Raw genomic sequence first — 19,301 nt, 5'->3', positions numbered from 1 at the left:
AAATCCATCTGGTCTTTTTAATTCCCGTTGGTAGATAATAACAATTTCCCTGTGATCAACTGAGATGAAGTTTCCAGCCTGAATATGTAAAGCCCTGGATTAAATCCGGAGGCATTCCAGGTATAAGTATAGTCACCCGGTAACTGATTTTTTTCAACCAGATTTTTTATTTCCTGTCCAGCAGTATTGTAAATGGAGAGCTTCACCGGACCGGCTTTTTCCAATTTGTAAGTAAGCCTGGTTTCAGATTGAAATGGATTTGGATAAGCTACCAATTGCAAAGGTTGTGGTTCTTCTTCAAAGCCTAATATTATTCCTCCATCATCACCTCCATTGGTAGTATTGCCTTTGTCGTTTTCAAAAATATTAGCCACTTCTCCTGCATTTACCACCCTATTCCAAATCCTGATATTATCTAACCTTGCAGCAAAATCATCACCATAGCCACCAGTAGCATCCTGCATGATGGTAAAAGGCAAATCAGCATGTAAATTTCCCGGAATTAAACCCAGGTTTTTTGAATCATCAGCAGGATCACTTTGTTTCAATTCACCATCAAAATAAACATTCATTGTTTCATCCCGATCAAAAGCAACCAAAACAAAATGCCAGTTCCCATCCTTTAATCCCGGAGTTTCATTATCGTCCGCATCCCAATCTAATCTGGAGCCTGCCCCATCAGCCGCATTCACCGTCCACAAGTGGGACGAAGGATCATCTGCCCCATCGAGCGCTACCAAAAAACCGGCATTTCCACCACTTCCCCAATCCTTGTTTCCAATAATCACAGGATCACCGGGAATAGGTGCATTAGGATCAATTCTCACCCAAAAACCTACGCTAAAATCCTCTGCTCCAAAATTTAATTGCTGATCTAATGGCAATTGTGCATGAGCTGCTACCGGGAATTCAGCAACTAAACCCCGTGTATCATCCACTACAAATTGAGTAGGTTCACTTCCTTTATCAGTTCCATGTAAGCCATTGCCGCTTATGTCATTCAGGTTTTCATTTAAAGGTAAAAACACATCTGCTTCATACGATTTATCATTGGGATTGTAAATGGCGAGTACATCTTTTGGCGAAATAGCCTCTCCTACCCAAATTCGAATATCATCCAACATAGCCGCAAAATCGGCTCCGTAAGCTCCAGTACCATCCTGCATAATGGTAATTGGTAATCCAGAATCGAGCTCACCTGTTAGTAAACTTAAATTTTTAGAATCTTCCGCAGGATCAGACTGTTTCAATTCTCCATCAAAATAAACATTCATGGTAGAATCTCTGTCAAAAGTAACTGCCACAAAATGCCATTTCCCATCTTTTAAACCCGGAGTACTGTTATCATCTGCATCCCAATCCAATCGTGAGGTACCATCGGCCACATTCACCGTCCATTGATGTGAAGTGGGATCATCGGCCCCATCCAAAGCCACTAAAAATCCTGGGTTACCCCCACTCCCCCAATCTTTATTACTTAGAATTACAGGATCACTGGGTACAGGTACATCGGCATTTATTTTTACCCAAAATGCCACACTAAAATCCTTCTTTCCAATGGCTAATTTCGGACTTAAAGGCAGGGTGGCATGCGCTTCCAAATCAAAGAAACCCACAAGCCCTCTTTCAGTATCTTCACCAAATGAAACCTTTACAGTTCCAGCATCGGTAGCATTAAGTTTATTTACACTTAAATCATTTAGGTTTTCATCGAGCGGTAAATAAACCTGGGCACCATAGGTAATGTCATCCTCTCTTCCCCCATTGTCCGGCTCAAAATTGAACACTGCCATGATTTCTTCATTCGTTAAAACTTTCCCCTTCCACATTCTCAAGTCATCCATTAAGGCAGCAAAATCAGCCCCATAAGCTCCGGTACCATCCTGCATAATGGTGATAGGCAAACCGGAATCCAAAGTTCCGGGAATCAAAGTCAAATCTTTCGAATCATCAGCAGGGTCTGTTTGTTTTAGTTCCCCATCGAAGTAGACATTCATTGTTGAATCTCTATCAAAAGTAACCGCTACAAAATGCCAGTTCCCATCTTTTAATCCAGGAGTAGCATTGTCATCTGCATCCCAATCCAACCGGCCATTTCCATCTGCTACATTCACGGTCCATTGATGTGAAGTGGGATCATCAGCACCATCTAATGCTACCAAAAAACCCGTATTTCCACCACTTCCCCAATCCTTATTGCTCAAGATCACCGGATCACTTGGGATAGGAATATTGGCATCAATTTTTACCCAAAAGGCGAAACTAAAATCTTCGGTACCAATGGCAATTTTATCATCTAAAGGCAATTGCGCATGAGCAGGAGCTGAAAAACTGGCTACTTTTCCCCGTTCAGAATCATCTACGAAAGTAGTGCTTTCGGTACCTGCATCCGTAGCATTCAAATTATTTCCACTTGCATCGTTAAGGTTATCATCCAATGGCAAATAAAAACTTGCCCCGAATGAAGCATCTTCTTCCGCAGTAAAACCATTGTTGTTCAGGTCAAGAACTTCTGCATCAGACAATAATCTGTCATACACAAGAATATCATCCAGCAACGCAGCAAAATCTGCACTGTAAGCCCCCGTGCCATCCTGCATAATCGTGAAAGGCAATCCAGAATCTAAAGTACCGGGTGTCAGGGTCAGGTTTTTGGAGTCATCTGCAGGATCCATTTGTTTCAATTCTCCATCCAGATAAACATTCATAGTAGCATCTCTGTCGAAAGTGACGGCCACAAAATGCCATTTTCCATCCTTTAAGCCCGGGGTGTCATTATCATCTGCATCCCAGTCTAATCTGGAGGTTCCATCTGCTACGTTCACAGTCCATTGGTGTGAAGTTGGATCATCAGCTCCATCCAGGGCTACCAGCCAACCTACATTTCCTCCACTTCCCCAGTCTTTATTGCTAAATATCACCGGGTCACTGGGGATGGGAATATTTGGATCAATTTTAATCCAGAATGCAAAGCTAAAATCGCCTGTTCCAAAAGCCAGTTTATCATCAAGCGGTAACTGGGCATGGGCAGCAAGGGGAAAACTGGCAACCTTCCCTCTTTCTGTATCTTCCACAAAAACAGTTGATTCAGTTCCTGCATCCTGAGCGTGTAAACTGTTTCCACTGGCATCTTCCAGGTTATTGTCTAGTGGCAAATAGACCACCGGATTTTGTGCCAAGGCCAATTGAAAAATGCCTATTAAAAATAGGAGTAATAAGCTTATCCTGTATTTCATAATGAATTATCTTCTATAAGTTTGAAAATTTAGTCTACATCCCACCAGACTTTGGTTTGAAGGACATCTGCCCCCTGTCTGGCATTTGCATCTGAATAATTTTTATTGTTGAGATTACTCTCAGATAATGGATAGAAATGTCGCAAGGGTATTACTCCGGTACTATTGGGACCAGGTGTAATTTCAGGAATTCCCGTTCGCCTCCATTCCGACCAGCCTTCAAAACCACAATTGAACAAGGCCAGCCATTTTTGTAAACCGATCTTTTTTAGTTTGTCTTCTGCAGAACCTGAGTAGGCCACCAAATCCTGGGTATAATAACTTGCATCAGGTATCACATTGGCTGCAGTTGGGAAAGAGAAATTTTGGGGAATCCTGGAAGCATAATACTCAAACTGATCTTTTATCCCATTCATGTAAAAAGTCTCCGCATCCCCATCGATATAACCTTTTTCTACTGATTCAGCCAGAATAAATTGAAGTTCTGAATAAGTCATCAAAAGGCTTTGAGCTGCATTGGGTGATGCTTCATCACTCCAGTCAATTGGAGCCCATAATAATCCGGGAGGAGATTGATTTGCTGAACCACCGTTGTAGGTATCTTCGTCCACAATGCCATTTGGAACTCCTAAATATTCCGGATTTGCCGTTCCAACCGTAGCCGGAGTTGGTTGTGCAAAAACATACAATCGGGGATCATTTAAATCTTTCAGTTGTTTTTCCAAAGTGGTAGAAATGTGCGTAGTTCCACCAAAAGATCCTACGGTTACCCGATACCTAGGGAACTCATTCCCCAGTTCTTCCAGGTATTGTAAAGCGGCCTGATCTTCATGAGAGGTAAACAATGGATATTTGTCTGGATCGCCTAAAATCCTTTGCATATCGGCAGTGGGATCTTTTCTTTTGGATTGGCGAAGTAAAATTCTGAGTTGTAAACCATTGGCAAATTTCCTCCAGTTTAAAAGGTCACCATTATACAAAATATCTCCTGTAACGGATTCACTACCAGTTCCTAAGATGCTATTGGCTTCTTCCAAATCTGCTAAAATTCCGCTGTATATCGCTTCCTGTGTATCGTATTTCGGGAAATTAATATTTCCAGATTTAGCCTTTATAGCCTCTGAGTAAGGAATATCACCATAGATATCGGTAAGTGACTGAAACAAAAAGGAACGGTAAACCAAAGCAATCCCCTTGTAATTCAGGAACTCATTTTCTTCCGAAATTTCAATCATATTCTGTACGTCTCTGAGTTCGCCATAAAAATCCCAAAAGAAGTATTCATTGGCATCAGATGGTGTCCAGTCGAAGGCACTCACAAATTGATTGGCCAGATAATCTGAAACGACTGCCCCTCTTCTCCAGGATCCTGTAAAATGGTCGTTCATTGTTCCCCTGATAATGGCAGGTAATAATAAACCCGGATTATTTACTTGTTCCGGAACATTAGGATTCGTATTAATTTCATCAAACTCATCTGTACAGGCCACTATCATGAGAAATGACAGAATAAAAGGCCAGATTTTATTGGTATTTGAATTTATCATGGTAAAATAATTTTTTCGCTCTGGTTATTAAAGATTGAAACTTAAGTTGAAGCCTAAACTTCTTGTACTTGGAATGCTCATGTTTTCAAAACCGGGAACTAAGCCATTACCGGTTGTTGCTCCGGTTTCAGGATCAAAATGAGGATTATCGGTCCATAATTTTAAGTTTCTACCCACCACTGAAAGGGACACGTTTCTGAAGGGAAGATTACCCATAATGGTATTTGGTAACTGGTATCCAATTTTTAATTCCCTCAACTTCACGAATGAGGCATCAAACAATTGGGATTCTGAATTATGGTCATGATAGCGTTTGTGGAAATTTCTGATGCTTGTACCGTAAACACCCTCCGAATGAGTTCCGTCAAATATCGTGAGGTTTGGCTGATAAGTCCCATCTCCCATATCTGCTGCCCCTTCCAGGTAATAGGGGTCATCATATTCAGTTCCAACTTCCCTGGCCGCTCGTCCCACCAAAGTTTCTTCCAACTGTCCTGCACCAATCGCCTTGTTGTAAAATCTTGAAATGAATTTTCCTCCCTGCCGGATATCAAATAAAATACCCAGGTAAAAACCCTTGAAGGAAAAATTGTTGTAAACTCCACCCGTCCAGTCCGGATTGAAATTTCCCAAATAAACCGGAGCTTCCCCAACATCAGATGTTTTTACTGGTAAGCCATTTGAATTGATAATGATTTGACCTTTTAATGGGCCTTCAGGTACTCTCACAAATCCAGGCCCATACGTGGCTCCCATTCTTTCCCCTACTCTGGCTTCAATGGTGGCTTCTTCTCCCGGAGCAGATTGCACTACAGCATCAATTCCATCAGCCAGTTCCACAACTTCACTCACATTTTTGGCAAAATTGACAGTAATATCCCACTTGAAGCTGTTAGGAAGTACCACAGGTGTAGCTGTCAATACCATTTCAACTCCCTGGTTTTTAATTTCCCCGGCATTAATTACTCTTCCTGTATAACCAGTTGATTCGGCCAGGGGAATCTGTAAAATCTGATCTTTGGACCGGATATCGTAATACGTAAGATCTAAACCAAGTCTGTTTTCAAAAAACCGGATATCTGCTCCCACTTCATATGTAGTTGTGATTTCAGGTTTAAGCTGTGGATTTTTTAGAGAACTGTTTTCCGCCAAAGCCAGATTTTCTGCCCATGGCCTCTGGTACCCAAATGAATTGTATAATTGATAGGGTTCCGTATCATTCCCAACCTGTGCCCAGCCTCCTCTGAATTTAACCAGAGAAATAAAATCAGGCAGCTCAAGCATTTCACTGACAATAGCACTTAAGGCTACAGAAGGATAGAAATAAGCGTTATTATCTTCAGGTAAAGTACTTGACCAATCATTTCTTCCGGTTACATCCAGGTAAACCTTGCTTTTAAAATCAAACCTTGCTAAACCATACAAACTATTAATTCTCCTGGAAGATCTGGAGGAATTGATGATTAAAGGAGCTGCAGTATTTCCCAAATTATAGATTCCCGGAATCAGTAATTCAGGCGCCTGAGTAGATTCAAATCTCTTTTCCTGGTGCATCTGATTTCCTCCTATCGAAACGGAAAATCCCCAGTCTTTTCGTTTATTGAAATCATAGGTTAAAAGGAAATCGGAGTTCCTTTCCTGGAAATTTAATTTGGCTTCCGTATATCTCCCATTGGGCACACCTACAGTGCTCACGGCAAGAATTTGAGGCCTAAAATCATTATATAGATCTGTGGCAGTCCTTAACCTCAGGGAGAGGTTATCCAAAATTTTGTAGGTAAGGGAAACATTTCCAAACATATGATCTTTATCCTGACCAGATGTATTTTCATATTGATAGAAAAAAGGATTATTATGGTTTTCTCCATAATTGTATTGATACTGCTGAATACCTTCCAAACCCGGTTGCCAGTAATCTCTCAGGTTATTTATATCCACCTGTCTGGTCATCCAAAGCATAAAATACATTGGCGTATTTCTTCCATATCCCTGATCCGGCCTGTTGGTACTTTCTGTTTTGATATAACTGGCAGAAAAATTTGCAGATAATTTATTGGTAAAATTATATCCGGTATTCACCGTGAAAGTATTTCGAATCAGGTTGTTATTGGGAACCACACCTTTCTGGTTCAGGTTGGTATAGGACAATCGTATATTTCCCTTCTCATTTCCACCTGAAACCGCAAAGTTGTTGTATAAAGTCCTTCCCTGGTCAAAAAAATCTTTTACATTATCCGGATTTGAAACCCAGGGAGTTGGAATTATTTCACCTCTGTTATTCAAATGCACATCACCTCCTCTATAACCATTAAGTGTTGGCGAATCAAATTGTGCCCTGTTTGGACCCTGGTTTAACCTTGGGCCCCAGCTTTCATCATATCCATCACTGATTCCGTTTGGGTACAAATCCAGGTTTCCCTGATAGCCAAAATTAGATCCTTCAAATAAACCACTGGAACCCTGTCCGAATTCATTCTGAAATTTGGGGAGTACCAATAAATCCTCAAAAGTGACACTCGAATTTACACTTATCCCGATTCCGGGAGTTCCTTTCCCTGATTTCGTTTTGATCACGATTACTCCATTGGCAGCTCTTGAACCATACAAAGCAGAAGCAGCCGGCCCTTTCAATACATTTATAGATTCAATATCAGCCGGATTAAATTCTGCTGCGCTGTTTCCATAATCCGCAGCGGTAGTATTTTGCACCGGATCATTTCCTATCGGCACCCCATCTACCACAAATAATGGCTGGTTGTTTTGAAATTGAAGAGAAGATTCTCCTCTGATGGTAATTCTGGAAGAGGACCCAACTGTAGAATTTGAAACCACATTTACTCCGGCAATTTTTCCGCTTAAGGAATTTACAAAATTGGTTTCTCTCGCTTCATTTACATCTTTTCCATCCAGATTTTGAGTGGCATATCCCAATTGATCCTTGTTTCTTTCAATCCCTAAAGCAGTTACTACCACTTCTTCCAATTTGGTTTCATCAAGTTCCATATCTACGTTTATTTCCGCCTGATTACCAATTTCTACCTCTTTTGAGAGATATCCGATATAAGAAAAAATAAGATAATTCTGTCCGGAAGGCACACTTAATCTGAATTTCCCATCCAGATTGGTGATAGTCCCTTTTCCCAACCCTTGAATTAGAATACTTACTCCAGGAAGCGGACTACCTGTTTCATCATTTACTTTCCCTTCAATTATTCTTTCCTGAAAAGTGAGGTCAATTTCAATAGGTCTTTCATTTTTTACTTTGTTATCAGTTGGCTTTACAAAGATCATTTTATTGATCTGCTTAAATTGCAAACCGTGTTCTTCAGCCACTTCATACAACAAATCGTAAAGCAATTTTTCACTTACCGATTTGGAAAGCACCACATTTTTTTGCACCACTTCAATACCATAAGCAAATTTGAATTCTGTTTTATGCTCAATATCAGTGAAAAAATCAGGCAGACTGGCATTCTTCATAGAAAGATTGACCCTGACTTCCTTTATACTTGGTATCTGTTTTTCCTCTGCCTTGAGTTGGAAATTCAAAAATATTTGTAATACCATACAGGACAGAATGGCGCATAGCATTCTACCCTCAAAAATGAGTAAAAGTTTTTTATCCATAATGATTCATTAAAACCAAATTATATTATAAAATTACATAAGAGAGTTATTCGCTTATTAGTTATTTTCGCTTTTTTCAGCAGTAAGTATTGCAAATTACATATGTAAGTAAACTGTATCTTTCTCAAAACGATGTTTGAACCCAAGGCTAAAACCCATCCCACTTAGCACCTGATCCAGCGACATGTTTTGAAATTCACCGGTAAATATTTCTTCGTTTATGCCACTGTTAGTTACTTGTATTTCTATTCCATACCATTTTTCAAGTTCCGGAATAATGGCTTTCATTTTTTCATTTTGGAAGTATAAAATCCCATCTTTCCAGGCTAAGTAATTTTTTAAATTAACTTCACTGGTCAAAAGTGTTTTATCCTCTACATTGTAAATGCTTTGCTGTTTTGGTAGCAGCAAAACTTTCTTTGATTCCAATTTCCCTGAAACACTTACTTTTCCAGTGGCAACCACCACTTCAAAAGTTTTTTCAGCGGGAAAGGCCTTGACGTTAAAGGATGTTCCCAAAACCATGGTTTCCATCTCTCCCGAATGAACAATAAATGGCCTGGCACTATCTTTTTGAATTTCAAAAAAGGCTTCACCCTCTAAAAATACTTCCCTTGATGTTGGGGAAAATTTTTCAGGAATTTTAATTTTACTTACCGCATTTAGCCAAACTTTTGAACCATCGGGTAATTTTATTACACTCCGTTGTCCTTTAGGATTCACTTTTTCCACCAACTTTATTTCAACTTCATCCCCAGCAGAATGACCGGAATAAAAGTAGTAGGCCATTAAACCTATTGAAAAAACAAGCAGAACGGAAGCCGCCAAATTTAGCCAGTGCTTGTTAGAGATAAAGCGTATTTCAGCTTTTGGCTCTTTTTTCTCAATGCTTTTTACTCCGGATTGAAACCTTTCGTGTAATTTAATTTTATCATCCAATAACTTTTTAATTCTATCAGAATCAAAAGTTACCTCCAGGTCCAGGTGCTCATCTAAATTGGCCTTAGCACTTTCAATGATTTCCCTTTTTTCAGGATCCTTCATCCAGGTTTTAATTATAGCCTTTTCCAGTTCAGTGGCTTCTCCATTAAAATATTTTGCTAAAAGAGGCCAGTTTATATTTTCCATTCATCACTTCATTTTTACAAGTAGACGGGAAGATTACTAATGTACCCCTACCCCGGTGCTGTTAAGAAATAATTACGGAATTATGAATGAATATCCATCATAAAGGAAAAGTCTGATAAAAAGATTCAATGAAAATCAATTAATTATAGGAATAAGGAGCCCAGAAATAGGATATAAGTAAGGGAATTCTTTAAAACTTTGAGTGCTTTACCCATATGGTTTTCTACAGTTTTTACAGAAATATTCATCAATTCTGCAATCTCCCTGTATTTCAATCCATCCTTTCTGTTTAGGATAAAAACCATTCTGCATTGGGAGGGAAGATCTCCTATCAGCCCATTTATCCTGGAATTTAATTCCTTAAATAAAAGGACCTTTTCGGGATTATTTTTAGTATGATGTTCCTGAGAATTTTGAGGAGTAAGTTCTGAAAAACCAATTTTGTTTTTTGCTAAGTGATCAATAGCCAAATTTTTGGTAATGGAATACAAGTAAGATTTCAGATTTCCTTTTATCTCAATTACATCTTTTTTTATCCATACTTTAAGAAATACATCCGAAACTATCTCCTCTACCAATTCCTTATCAGAAAGATAATAATAAGCAAAGTGACACAACTGCTTATGGTACTTATAAAACAGCACATCAAAAGCTTTTTGATCACCTTTTTTTATTTTCCGAATGAGTTCTAAGTCTTCCAAAGTTAGTAGCAGCCTTTTTTAATGAGGGCTCGAACACAAAAGTATTTTTTATACACCAATCAGGCGTTTACTGATATTTAAGAAATTGTTAAGATATAACCATCCTGTTAAAAAAAGAACGGAATTATTGGATGCATTTTTTTCACCTCAGTAACTAAAAACAACCATTTAATAATCCCTGGTTCATCACCATAAAACCTTGCAAGCCTATATTGTACTTGTCTGATTAATCATCTTAAAATAAATGCAATGAAAAAATTACCCCTTTTAATAAGCTTCGTTTTATATAGCTTCTTAAATTTTAAAAGTTACGCCCAGGAGGATGGGAAACTCTTAATGGCTCTGGAAAAAAGCCCTCATCCAGATGCTAAAAACTGTGACGATTTTGGGTATTGCTGGGGTGATCACAAAGCAGAGGGCAAAGAGAAATTTCAATTTTATTCCGATAAATTTAATTATGGAAAAGACTTTTGGGCAGAAGCTGAACCAAACCTTGACTGGCTGCTGGAAAATATTCCCTATTTACAGGAATCTATTTATATAAATGGTTATAAAATTTACAACTACCTGCTCAAACAATCAAAAGATAAAGAAAGAAAACTTGAGTTGCAGGATAAGATTTTAGATTTATTTGACAAAAGGCTGGAATATTTTGGAAACGACCCTGAAGTACTTGACCGGAAAGGCACTAAAGCTTATCCTTTTTTGGCGAGCCGGGGAAAAGAAAACTTCGAAACCCTTTTTAGTTTGTACCAGGAAATTATTGAAAAAAGGGGAAATAATACCAGCCGAATTAACCTGCAATACTATATGGCTACGGTTAGTTTGTTGAAACAAACCGGGAAATTATCTGAAGAGGAAGTTTTAAATTATCACGATCAGATCATCTCCATTATTGATTTTAATAAGGAAAATACCACCGATACAACAGAGCTTGAAGCCTGGACTGAAGCTGAAAATAAAGTGGATGATATCCTAAACAAAGTCATCAAGTTTGACTGTGAGATGATAAATAAACGGATTGGCACCGAACTAAAAAGTCATCCGGAAGATATTGGGATAAGTAAAAGAGCGCTTAAATATCTGATAAAAGCCGAATGTTATGATGATCCTTTGTTTTTAGTAGCTGCCGAAGGAGTTTATCATTCTGATCCAAAGGCCGGTTTGGCAAGAACAATTGGGAAGAAATACGCTTTAAGTGAGGACTTTGAAACCGCAATTGAATGGTATGGAAAGGCTTTGAAAAATGAAACGAGACCTGAAAAAAAAGCGAACTATTTACTAGAAAATGCCAGGCTTTTGAGTGCAGTAGGAAGGAAAGCTGAAGCCAGAAGTAACGCATTTGAAGCTGTAGAATTAGATCCAGGTAAATCCGTTGAAGCCTATACTTTTGTGGGAGATTTATATATGACATCCAACAATAGTTGTAAAGGCATGAAACCTGTTTCCCAAAGATTAATTTTTCTGGCCGCTTATGATATGTATAAGATAGCCGGCAATCAAAGTAAAATGGCGGCTGCTATGGCACAATTCCCAAGTATAGAGGAAATTTTTACAGAGGGCTATAAGGAAGGAGAATCAATTGAGGTGGGCTGCTGGATTGGGGGGAGTACAACTTTGAGACGAAGAAAATAAAAATTCAAAAAAAAAGGCTGTCAACTCTAACTGGACAGCCTTCTTTAAATAAAGTTATTGAAAAATTTAATAATAAAGATGTTGACAGGAATATCTGGTTTTTATCATATAATTTCATGTTAAAACACAATTTTTTTAACGCAGATTCAATTCGTACCTGTAAAATTCTATATGAATTTAATGTTAAGTTTAAGAAGCACACTAACTAACAAAAGAATAAGGGAAAATGCAGAACTTTTCAGAGCTGAAAAATCAAAATTTAAAAATATCAACCATCATTCCATAAAATATAATTAGAAATACAAGCATATAGATTATGCGCTGAAACCATTTCCCAAACCGGGAAGGCCGTTTTTCCTCTGTTTTACAACATTTCTTCATAGTGCTTAAAACTTCTTTTTCACTTCACCACAACCCAGCATGGCTGCCCCAAAATAAGGATTAATTATACTGTCCTCCAGACTTAACCAGTCGGCTCCTTTATCGCTGTTGGCCATAGGGCAATGTTGCAAGTAAAGGGTTTCCGGATAGGGATCAAAGGTATTCGTGAGACTGACCATAGCATTGGAAAGCTGGAAAAAAGCAACCCTCAGGTCTTCAATGGTGGAAATATGATGCAGGTGTTCCAATGCTTTAGTCATTTTACCACTTTGCTCCATCCAGATCTTGTAATTCTCCTCTTTAAAGGCTTCCAATGGTACTTTTTCAAACGTGGATTTTAGCTGCATTCCCGCTGATTTTGCCTTTTCGAAATCGTCATTAGTCAGGGCATCCTTCATGGTTAAATAGCTCTGATAAACCGGTTCAAGGCTTTTTTTAGCCGCTGCAGAAATTTTCCCGGAGGTAGGCCCAGTCATTTCAGTGCTGCCATCAGGATTCATCATACTTGGTTTTCCAGCCAATTGGGCCGCTGCATCAATACTAAACGTACCATTAATCACAATTTCCTCTCCTTCATTCAATCCTTCCTCTACCACAAAACCTTCCCCTAAAGCTGGTCCTAAAGTCACATTTCGCATTACAAAATTATGGCGATCGGTCTGACCGGATTTTACATAAACTACCGACCTTTTCCCCGTCCACATTACTGCACTTTTGGGAACAACCAAAGCTTCAGTATAATCCTTTAATTTGGCTTCTAACACTCCTGAAACAAACATTTCTGGTTTTAGTTTCTGATTTTTGTTTACCATTTCTACTCTGGCTTTTGCCACTCTTGTTTGGGGATCAATAACCGGATCGATATAACTTATCTTTCCCTTGATTTCATCTCCGGGGTAAGACTGAACCGTGAAAGTAATTTCGGCTCCGGTTTTTACCCAGGGAATATCGGACTCGTACACATCAAACATTACCCAAACTCTTGAAAAATCAGCGATTTCAAACAGTGCACTTCCTTCCATCACATGATCCCCCAAATTGACTTTCTTGGCAATCACCACCCCATTAAGATCGGAAAGGATGGGGAAATGGTCAATAGGTTCCCCAGAATCAATAATTTTATCAATCTGCGCATTTGTCAATTTCCAGTTTTTCAATTTTCCTCTTGCCGCAGCATACAGAGCCGGTTGATCATCCTTTATTTTATGGGCTTCAAATAATTCTTTCTGTGCCAGCACCAATTCAGGAGAATAAATATAAGCAATCACCTGACCCTTCCTTACATATTCCCCGGTATAATTGACCAGAAGTTTTTCTATCCTGCCGGCAATATGGGAAGTCTGGGTAGATACCTTTCGTTCATCAGCTTCTACCTTTCCATTGAGCCGGATTTGCTTCATGACATTCCCTTTTTGTACAATTCCTGTTCGAACATCCGCAAGTGCCATGGCTGTGGGAGACATGTTTACTGCCATAGGATCAATTGAGCTATTTTCACTTTCCAGAGGAATTAAATCCATCCCGCAAATGGGGCAGTCCCCCGGTTCATTTTTCCTGATTTGTGGATGCATAGCACAGGTCCAGATCTTCCCATCCCCCATTTCAGTCTCATGGTTATGGTGATGAGGAGAGTTTTTTGATTCACCAAAAATGATCCAGCCCAGAAAAATTCCAACGGCCAGAATTAATCCTCCATAAACGAATTTATTATCTAATATCTTTTTCATTTTATTTAAAAATTATCTTTATGTCTTTCCAACCTTATGTAAATGATTTCCATAGAAACTTTCCAGGTCATTCCAGCAACTGAATACCAATGAAAAGTCCCAGGTATAGCTGCGTTTTTGTGGAAAGTAAATGGATATTTCATCTCATTTTAGTTTGTTTGAAGGGTTTTAGAAGTGAGATAATCAATTTTAGCCACACCGGTTTTATATTTTGTAATGGCGGATATTTTCATCTGTTCATACTTTAGCAATTGTTGCTGCATCCGCAAAACTTCTTCAAATTCCTTTCCGGTATTACTATAAGCAGAAAAGAGTAAATTCAGCACCTGCTTTGTTTCCCTGGTCTGTTTTTGGTACAACAGAATAAACTCCTGTTGCTGGTTCAGTTCATAAGTACTCAATTCGTAATTGGCTATCAGCACATTGGATACTTCCTTTTTTTGCAAAGTATAGCTTTCCTGCATGAGTTGCTCTTCAACCCGGGCACTTTTATTTTTTTGTTGAAAAATGGGAATGCTTACGGAAATCATAGGCATCAATATATTTTTCCCATTGTCAGGAACTTCCATATCACTCCTTTTATCTACCAGGACGTAATCCAGGCCAACTCCAAATTTAGGTCGGGCTTGTAAGTTGGCAGATAATTCCCGGGCCTCGCTTGATTTTATTTTCCTGTCAAGTTCAGTTAACAAAGGATGATCATAGAGTAAAGAATCTTTCCTGTAATTCAACGGAATGGGCTCAAAGATCACTGAGTCACTAATAATAGCTTCTTCACCGGAATCTTTGTTTAAAAGTGCATTGAATGAACTCAATAAGGATGGATACTTACCTTTTAGAATTTTTAAATTTGTTTTAGAATCATTGATCATTAAATCAACTCTGAGTACATCCACCATGGCTCCGGTTCCGTTTTCAAATTTGGAAGTAGCAATGGCTTTGTATGTTTCCAGAATTTGTAAATTTTCCTCTTCGAGACGAATTAACTGCTGCAATTCCTCCATCGGATAATAAGCGGCCGCCACCTGATAAAACAATTGGTTTTTATAATCCAAGAAAGATTGATATTTGGCCTGAGCCATCATAGCTGCTGCATTTTCCCGGGCCTCCAGGGTACCAAACCATGGAAACATCTGGGAAAGGGAAAATCTGGCTCGCTGAGGGCCTACTCTTGTTTCTACAGGGGAAACAAAATATCCAAGGGAAAAGGTCGGATCTGCCAATGCATTTACCTGAGGTACAACCTGAAGGGCCGCTTCAAATTCCTTGTATTTTGCATTTAATCCTGGATTGTTTTTCGCTGCAGTTTGAAGATAATCCTTTAAAATTTGAGATTTTCCCTGATTACTGATTTGAAAAAGAAGCAAAATAAATATTAATCTTATTTTCATGATTGTTTTCTTTTAATCTTTCTTTCTTCTCTAAAGCTGTAAAGTACCGGTACAATAAAAATACTCACCAGTGCAAATGCCATCCCTCCAAATGATGGAATGGCCATTGGAATCATAATATCTGAACCTCTGCCGGTAGAAGTTAAAACTGGCAGCAGGGCGATCATGGTGGTAGATACAGTCATAAGGGCCGGTTTTATCCTGCGAAGTCCTGCTTCCAGAACTGCCTGTCTGACCTCCTGAATGGTCGCAGGCTGATTTCTTTTAAAACTTTGATCGAGGTAAGTGGCTATTAGTACCCCATCATCAGTTGCAATTCCAAACAAAGCAATAAAACCTACCCAGACCGCCACACTTAGATTAATGGTATGCATCTGAAATAAATCCCGAAGATTAGTCCCTAAAAAGGAGAAATTGGCAAACCATTCCTGTCCATAAAGCCAGAGCATGATAAAACCTCCACTAAAAGCCATGGCAATTCCGGTGAATACCATTAGTGAGGTAGACACAGATTTAAACTGGAAATACAAAATCAGGAAAACGATACCTAAAACCAGAGGAACTATTAAAGAAAGCCTTTTTTCAGCCCTCACCTGGTTTTCATAACTGCCAGAGAACTTATAGCTCACTCCTGCAGGAATGGTTATTTCACCGGCTTCAATTTTTGCTTTAATAGCCTCCTGGGCATCATTCACTACTTCCACTTCAGCAAAATTTTCTTTCTTATCAAACAAGACATAACCTACTAAAAAAGTATCCTCACTCTTAATGGCCTGTGGACCTCGAACATATTCGAAATCAATCACCTGAGTCAGGGGTATCTGGGCGCCTGTAGGTGTAGAAATTAATATTTTGCCCAAAGTTTCAGGATCATCCCGAAGCTCTCTGGGATAACGGACACGAACCGGAAACCGCTCTCTTCCTTCCACGGTTGATGTAATTTTCATGCCTCCAATAGCGGTTTCAATGGTTTGCTGCACATCTTCCACATTGAGTCCAAACCGGGAAATTTCATCCCTGTTGATATTGAGATGCAGATAGGGCTTTCCAACTATTCGATCGGCAAAAACAGCCTCAGATTTTACCGAAGGGACACTTTTAAGTACCTCTTCCAACTGTAGCCCAATTTGCTCAATAGTTTGAAGATCAGGACCATAAACCTTAATCCCCATAGGAGCCCGCATGCCTGTTTGCAGCATGACTAATCTGGTTTCAATAGGCTGTAGCTTTGGGGCAGATGTAACACCGGGAATTTTAGTTACCTGTACGACTTCATTCCAAATATCATCCGGTGACTGAATATGAGCACGCCAGTTACGAAAGTAGTTGCCATTATCATCGGGTATGAGTTGTTCCAGTGTTATTCCCTGTTGAATCGCCTCTTCGTTTGAAAGACTATCTTTTGATCGGAGAATAAATCGATCCTTTCGATCAACTTTAAATCGCACACGATGCCCTTTTGTATCGAGTATATATTCAGGTTTATAATTGATTATATTCTCAAACATGGAAATTGGAGCCGGGTCCAATGCGGATTCTACCCTTCCCAATTTACCTACAACTAAATCCACCTCAGGAATACTGGCCACCAACATATCCAGTTGAGCGGCTACTTTTCGGTTATAAGCTATTCCGGAATGTGGCATGGCAGTAGGCATCAGCAGGAAGCTTCCTTCATCAAGTGAGGGCATAAATTCTTCCCCAATACCTGGAAAGGTATGACTTAATCCAGACCAGAATTTCGTAGTTTGAACATTAAAGTCTATGGAATCAAATCCATTGGCCATAAATCCGAAAACTACATTAAATCCTAACCAGATATTAGCACCAAGTAAAATTAAACAGGAAGGAATGAGTAGGAATTTTGCCTTGTGATCAAGACACCATTGCAATATGGATTTATAATAATGCTCTAAAAGGGTAAATGACCCTAATATTACACCCAACAGCAATGCTACGAATAACACATTCAGGAATAGACTATTTCCTGCCCCCAATGGAAGCCAATACCTGGCCAGCAACCAGGTGATACCCAGCACTGCAATAATTAGATTTGCGCTGGTTAGAAATTTTAAATACCATATTCTATCTCCATTGTTTTCTGGAAATTTATTCTTCAATATAGCTGCAATACCGAATAATATGAGCAAACTCCCAGCCCAGATATGGTTTAATAAAATGCTGACAAAACCAATAATGATTAATGCAAAGTTGATCCACCTACTTTGGTTTTTATTTTTAATTTTTAGTCCAAAAAACCAATGTGCCAGAGCTGGCAAAATAAGCAAAGTAACCAAAAGAGCCGCTATCAGGGCAAAGGTCTTGGTAAAAGCCAGCGGCCCAAATAATTTTCCTTCTGCGGCTTCCATAGTAAAAACCGGGATAAAACTCACAATAGTGGTGGATACTGCAGTTAGAATAGCAGTGGCCACTTCCACAGCACCATTGTAAATAGTCTCTATTAGCTTTTGATCAGGAGGAGCTTCCTCCACATGTTTGATAATATTTTCCGATAAAATTATCCCTAAATCTACCATAGTACCAATGGCAATAGCAATTCCGGAAAGTGCAACAATATTGGCGTCCACACCGAAATAGCGCATGGCAATAAATACCATTAATACTGCAATAGGCAGAATACTGGAAATGAGCAAGGAGGCCCTTAAATTATACACCATCACTATCACTACCAGAATAGAAATTAATATTTCCAGAGACAGTGCTTCCTCCAAAGTGCCGAGCGTTTCGTAAATCAATCCTGATCTATCATAAAATGGCACAATGGTCAACTGGCTCACTTTGCCATTGGCCAGTGTTTTTTGGGGTAATCCTGGAGTAATTTCCTTTATTTTAGCTTTAATGTTATTAATTACTTCCAGTGGATTAGCACCATATCTGGCTACTACCACCCCTCCTACTACCTCAGTCCCTCCTTTATCCAAAAGGCCTCTTCGGGTTGCCGGACCAAGCGAAACCACTCCAATATCCTTAATTCTTACAGGGACATTATCCTGCACTGCCACTACTGCCTTTTCAATATCTTCTACTTTTTTTATATACCCCAGCCCACGCACCAGATATTCAGCCTGATTGATCTCCACAGTTTTAGCTCCAACATCCCGGTTTGCATTTTTTACTGCCTGCATGACTTTTGGCAATGGGATGTCATAAGCCTTTAAGGCATCAGGATTCACATCAATTTGATATTCCTGCACAAAACCTCCAATACTCGCTACTTCGGAAACCCCTTCCACTGCATTCAGGCCATATTTAATATAAAAATCCTGTGTTGTCCTGATTTCGTGTAAATCCCAACCACCTGTTGGGTTTCCTTCAGTATCCCGCCCTTCTATTGTATACCAGAATACTTGTCCTAATGCTGTAGCATCCGGTCCTAGAGCAGGTTGGACATCTTCTGGTAAAAGTCCTGAAGGAAGGGAATTTAGTTTTTCCAGAATTCGCGACCTGGACCAGTAAAATTCCACATCTTCATTGAAGATGATATAGATACTGGAAAAGCCAAAAATAGAAGAACTCCGGATAGATTTCACTCCAGGGATTCCTAATAGATACGTTGTTAAAGGATAAGAAATCTGGTCTTCAATATCTTGTGGAGACCTTCCTGACCAGGGGGTAAACACAATTTGCTGGTTTTCCCCAATATCAGGAATGGCATCCACTGGTACAGGATCGGAGGGAATATTTCCCAATTTCCAGTCAAAGGGGGCAGTGGTAATTCCCCATGCTACAAATCCCAGCAGAATAAGCACAGTCACCAGCTTATTCTCCAGGAAGTATCGAATAATTTGATTTAACATCTTTTGATTTATTGAAATAAAGTCCTCAAAAATGACTCAAAGAGCCAAATGAATAGTCAATATTCCTGTCATTCCATATCCGAAAAAATGGAAAACAGCAATTCAATATT

General features: G+C 39.2%; 9 protein-coding genes. 1 reads left to right on the top strand and 8 read right to left on the bottom strand.

The window, feature by feature from the left end; genetic code table 11:
* Positions 1-17: 17 nt before the first annotated feature.
* The 5 genes from A3EM_RS0118400 to A3EM_RS42845 all read right to left on the bottom strand — a co-directional run bounded on the left by A3EM_RS0118400 (position 18) and on the right by A3EM_RS42845 (position 10,239).
* Positions 18-3,236: a LamG-like jellyroll fold domain-containing protein gene (locus A3EM_RS0118400; protein WP_020529712.1), complete on the bottom strand. Its 3,219-nt coding sequence runs from the start codon at positions 3,234-3,236 to the stop codon at positions 18-20.
* 29 nt (positions 3,237-3,265) lie between these two features.
* A complete protein-coding gene (locus A3EM_RS0118395; protein WP_020529711.1) occupies positions 3,266-4,783 on the bottom strand; it encodes a SusD/RagB family nutrient-binding outer membrane lipoprotein in 1,518 nt (505 codons plus the stop codon).
* A 27-nt stretch (positions 4,784-4,810) separates the two neighbouring features.
* Positions 4,811-8,410, bottom strand: a complete 3,600-nt coding sequence (locus A3EM_RS42850; protein ID WP_020529710.1) for a SusC/RagA family TonB-linked outer membrane protein — start codon at positions 8,408-8,410, stop codon at positions 4,811-4,813.
* Between the two features lie 96 nt (positions 8,411-8,506).
* On the bottom strand, positions 8,507-9,538 hold the full coding sequence (locus A3EM_RS0118385; RefSeq protein ID WP_020529709.1) for a FecR family protein: 1,032 nt from the start codon (positions 9,536-9,538) through the stop codon (positions 8,507-8,509).
* 143 nt (positions 9,539-9,681) lie between these two features.
* Positions 9,682-10,239 carry an RNA polymerase sigma-70 factor gene (locus A3EM_RS42845; RefSeq protein WP_020529708.1) on the bottom strand — a complete coding sequence of 186 codons (558 nt, stop codon included), beginning with the start codon at positions 10,237-10,239 and terminating at the stop codon, positions 9,682-9,684.
* Between the two features lie 249 nt (positions 10,240-10,488).
* On the opposite strand from A3EM_RS42845, the gene A3EM_RS0118375 reads away from it, so the two are divergent.
* The gene (locus tag A3EM_RS0118375) at positions 10,489-11,874 is read left to right on the top strand and encodes a tetratricopeptide repeat protein (protein ID WP_020529707.1); all 1,386 of its coding nucleotides are present in this window, start codon (positions 10,489-10,491) and stop codon (positions 11,872-11,874) included.
* Positions 11,875-12,260: 386 nt separating this feature from the next.
* Here A3EM_RS0118375 and A3EM_RS0118365 read toward each other — a convergent pair whose 3' ends face one another.
* The 3 genes from A3EM_RS0118365 to A3EM_RS0118350 all read right to left on the bottom strand — a co-directional run bounded on the left by A3EM_RS0118365 (position 12,261) and on the right by A3EM_RS0118350 (position 19,191).
* Positions 12,261-13,982: an efflux RND transporter periplasmic adaptor subunit gene (locus tag A3EM_RS0118365; RefSeq protein ID WP_020529705.1), complete on the bottom strand. Its 1,722-nt coding sequence runs from the start codon at positions 13,980-13,982 to the stop codon at positions 12,261-12,263.
* A gap of 149 nt (positions 13,983-14,131) precedes the next feature.
* Entirely contained in the window at positions 14,132-15,373 is a 1,242-nt protein-coding gene (locus A3EM_RS0118355; RefSeq protein WP_020529703.1) for a TolC family protein, read from the bottom strand.
* Entirely contained in the window at positions 15,370-19,191 is a 3,822-nt protein-coding gene (locus A3EM_RS0118350) for an efflux RND transporter permease subunit (RefSeq protein ID WP_020529702.1), read from the bottom strand. Before A3EM_RS0118350 ends, A3EM_RS0118355 begins: the two co-directional genes overlap by 4 nt.
* Positions 19,192-19,301: the final 110 nt, after the last annotated feature.

The organism is Flexithrix dorotheae DSM 6795 (assembly GCF_000379765.1).
Taxonomy (GTDB): Bacteria; Bacteroidota; Bacteroidia; order Cytophagales; family Flammeovirgaceae; genus Flexithrix; species Flexithrix dorotheae.
This window is presented reverse-complemented; position numbering and strand designations above follow the sequence as displayed.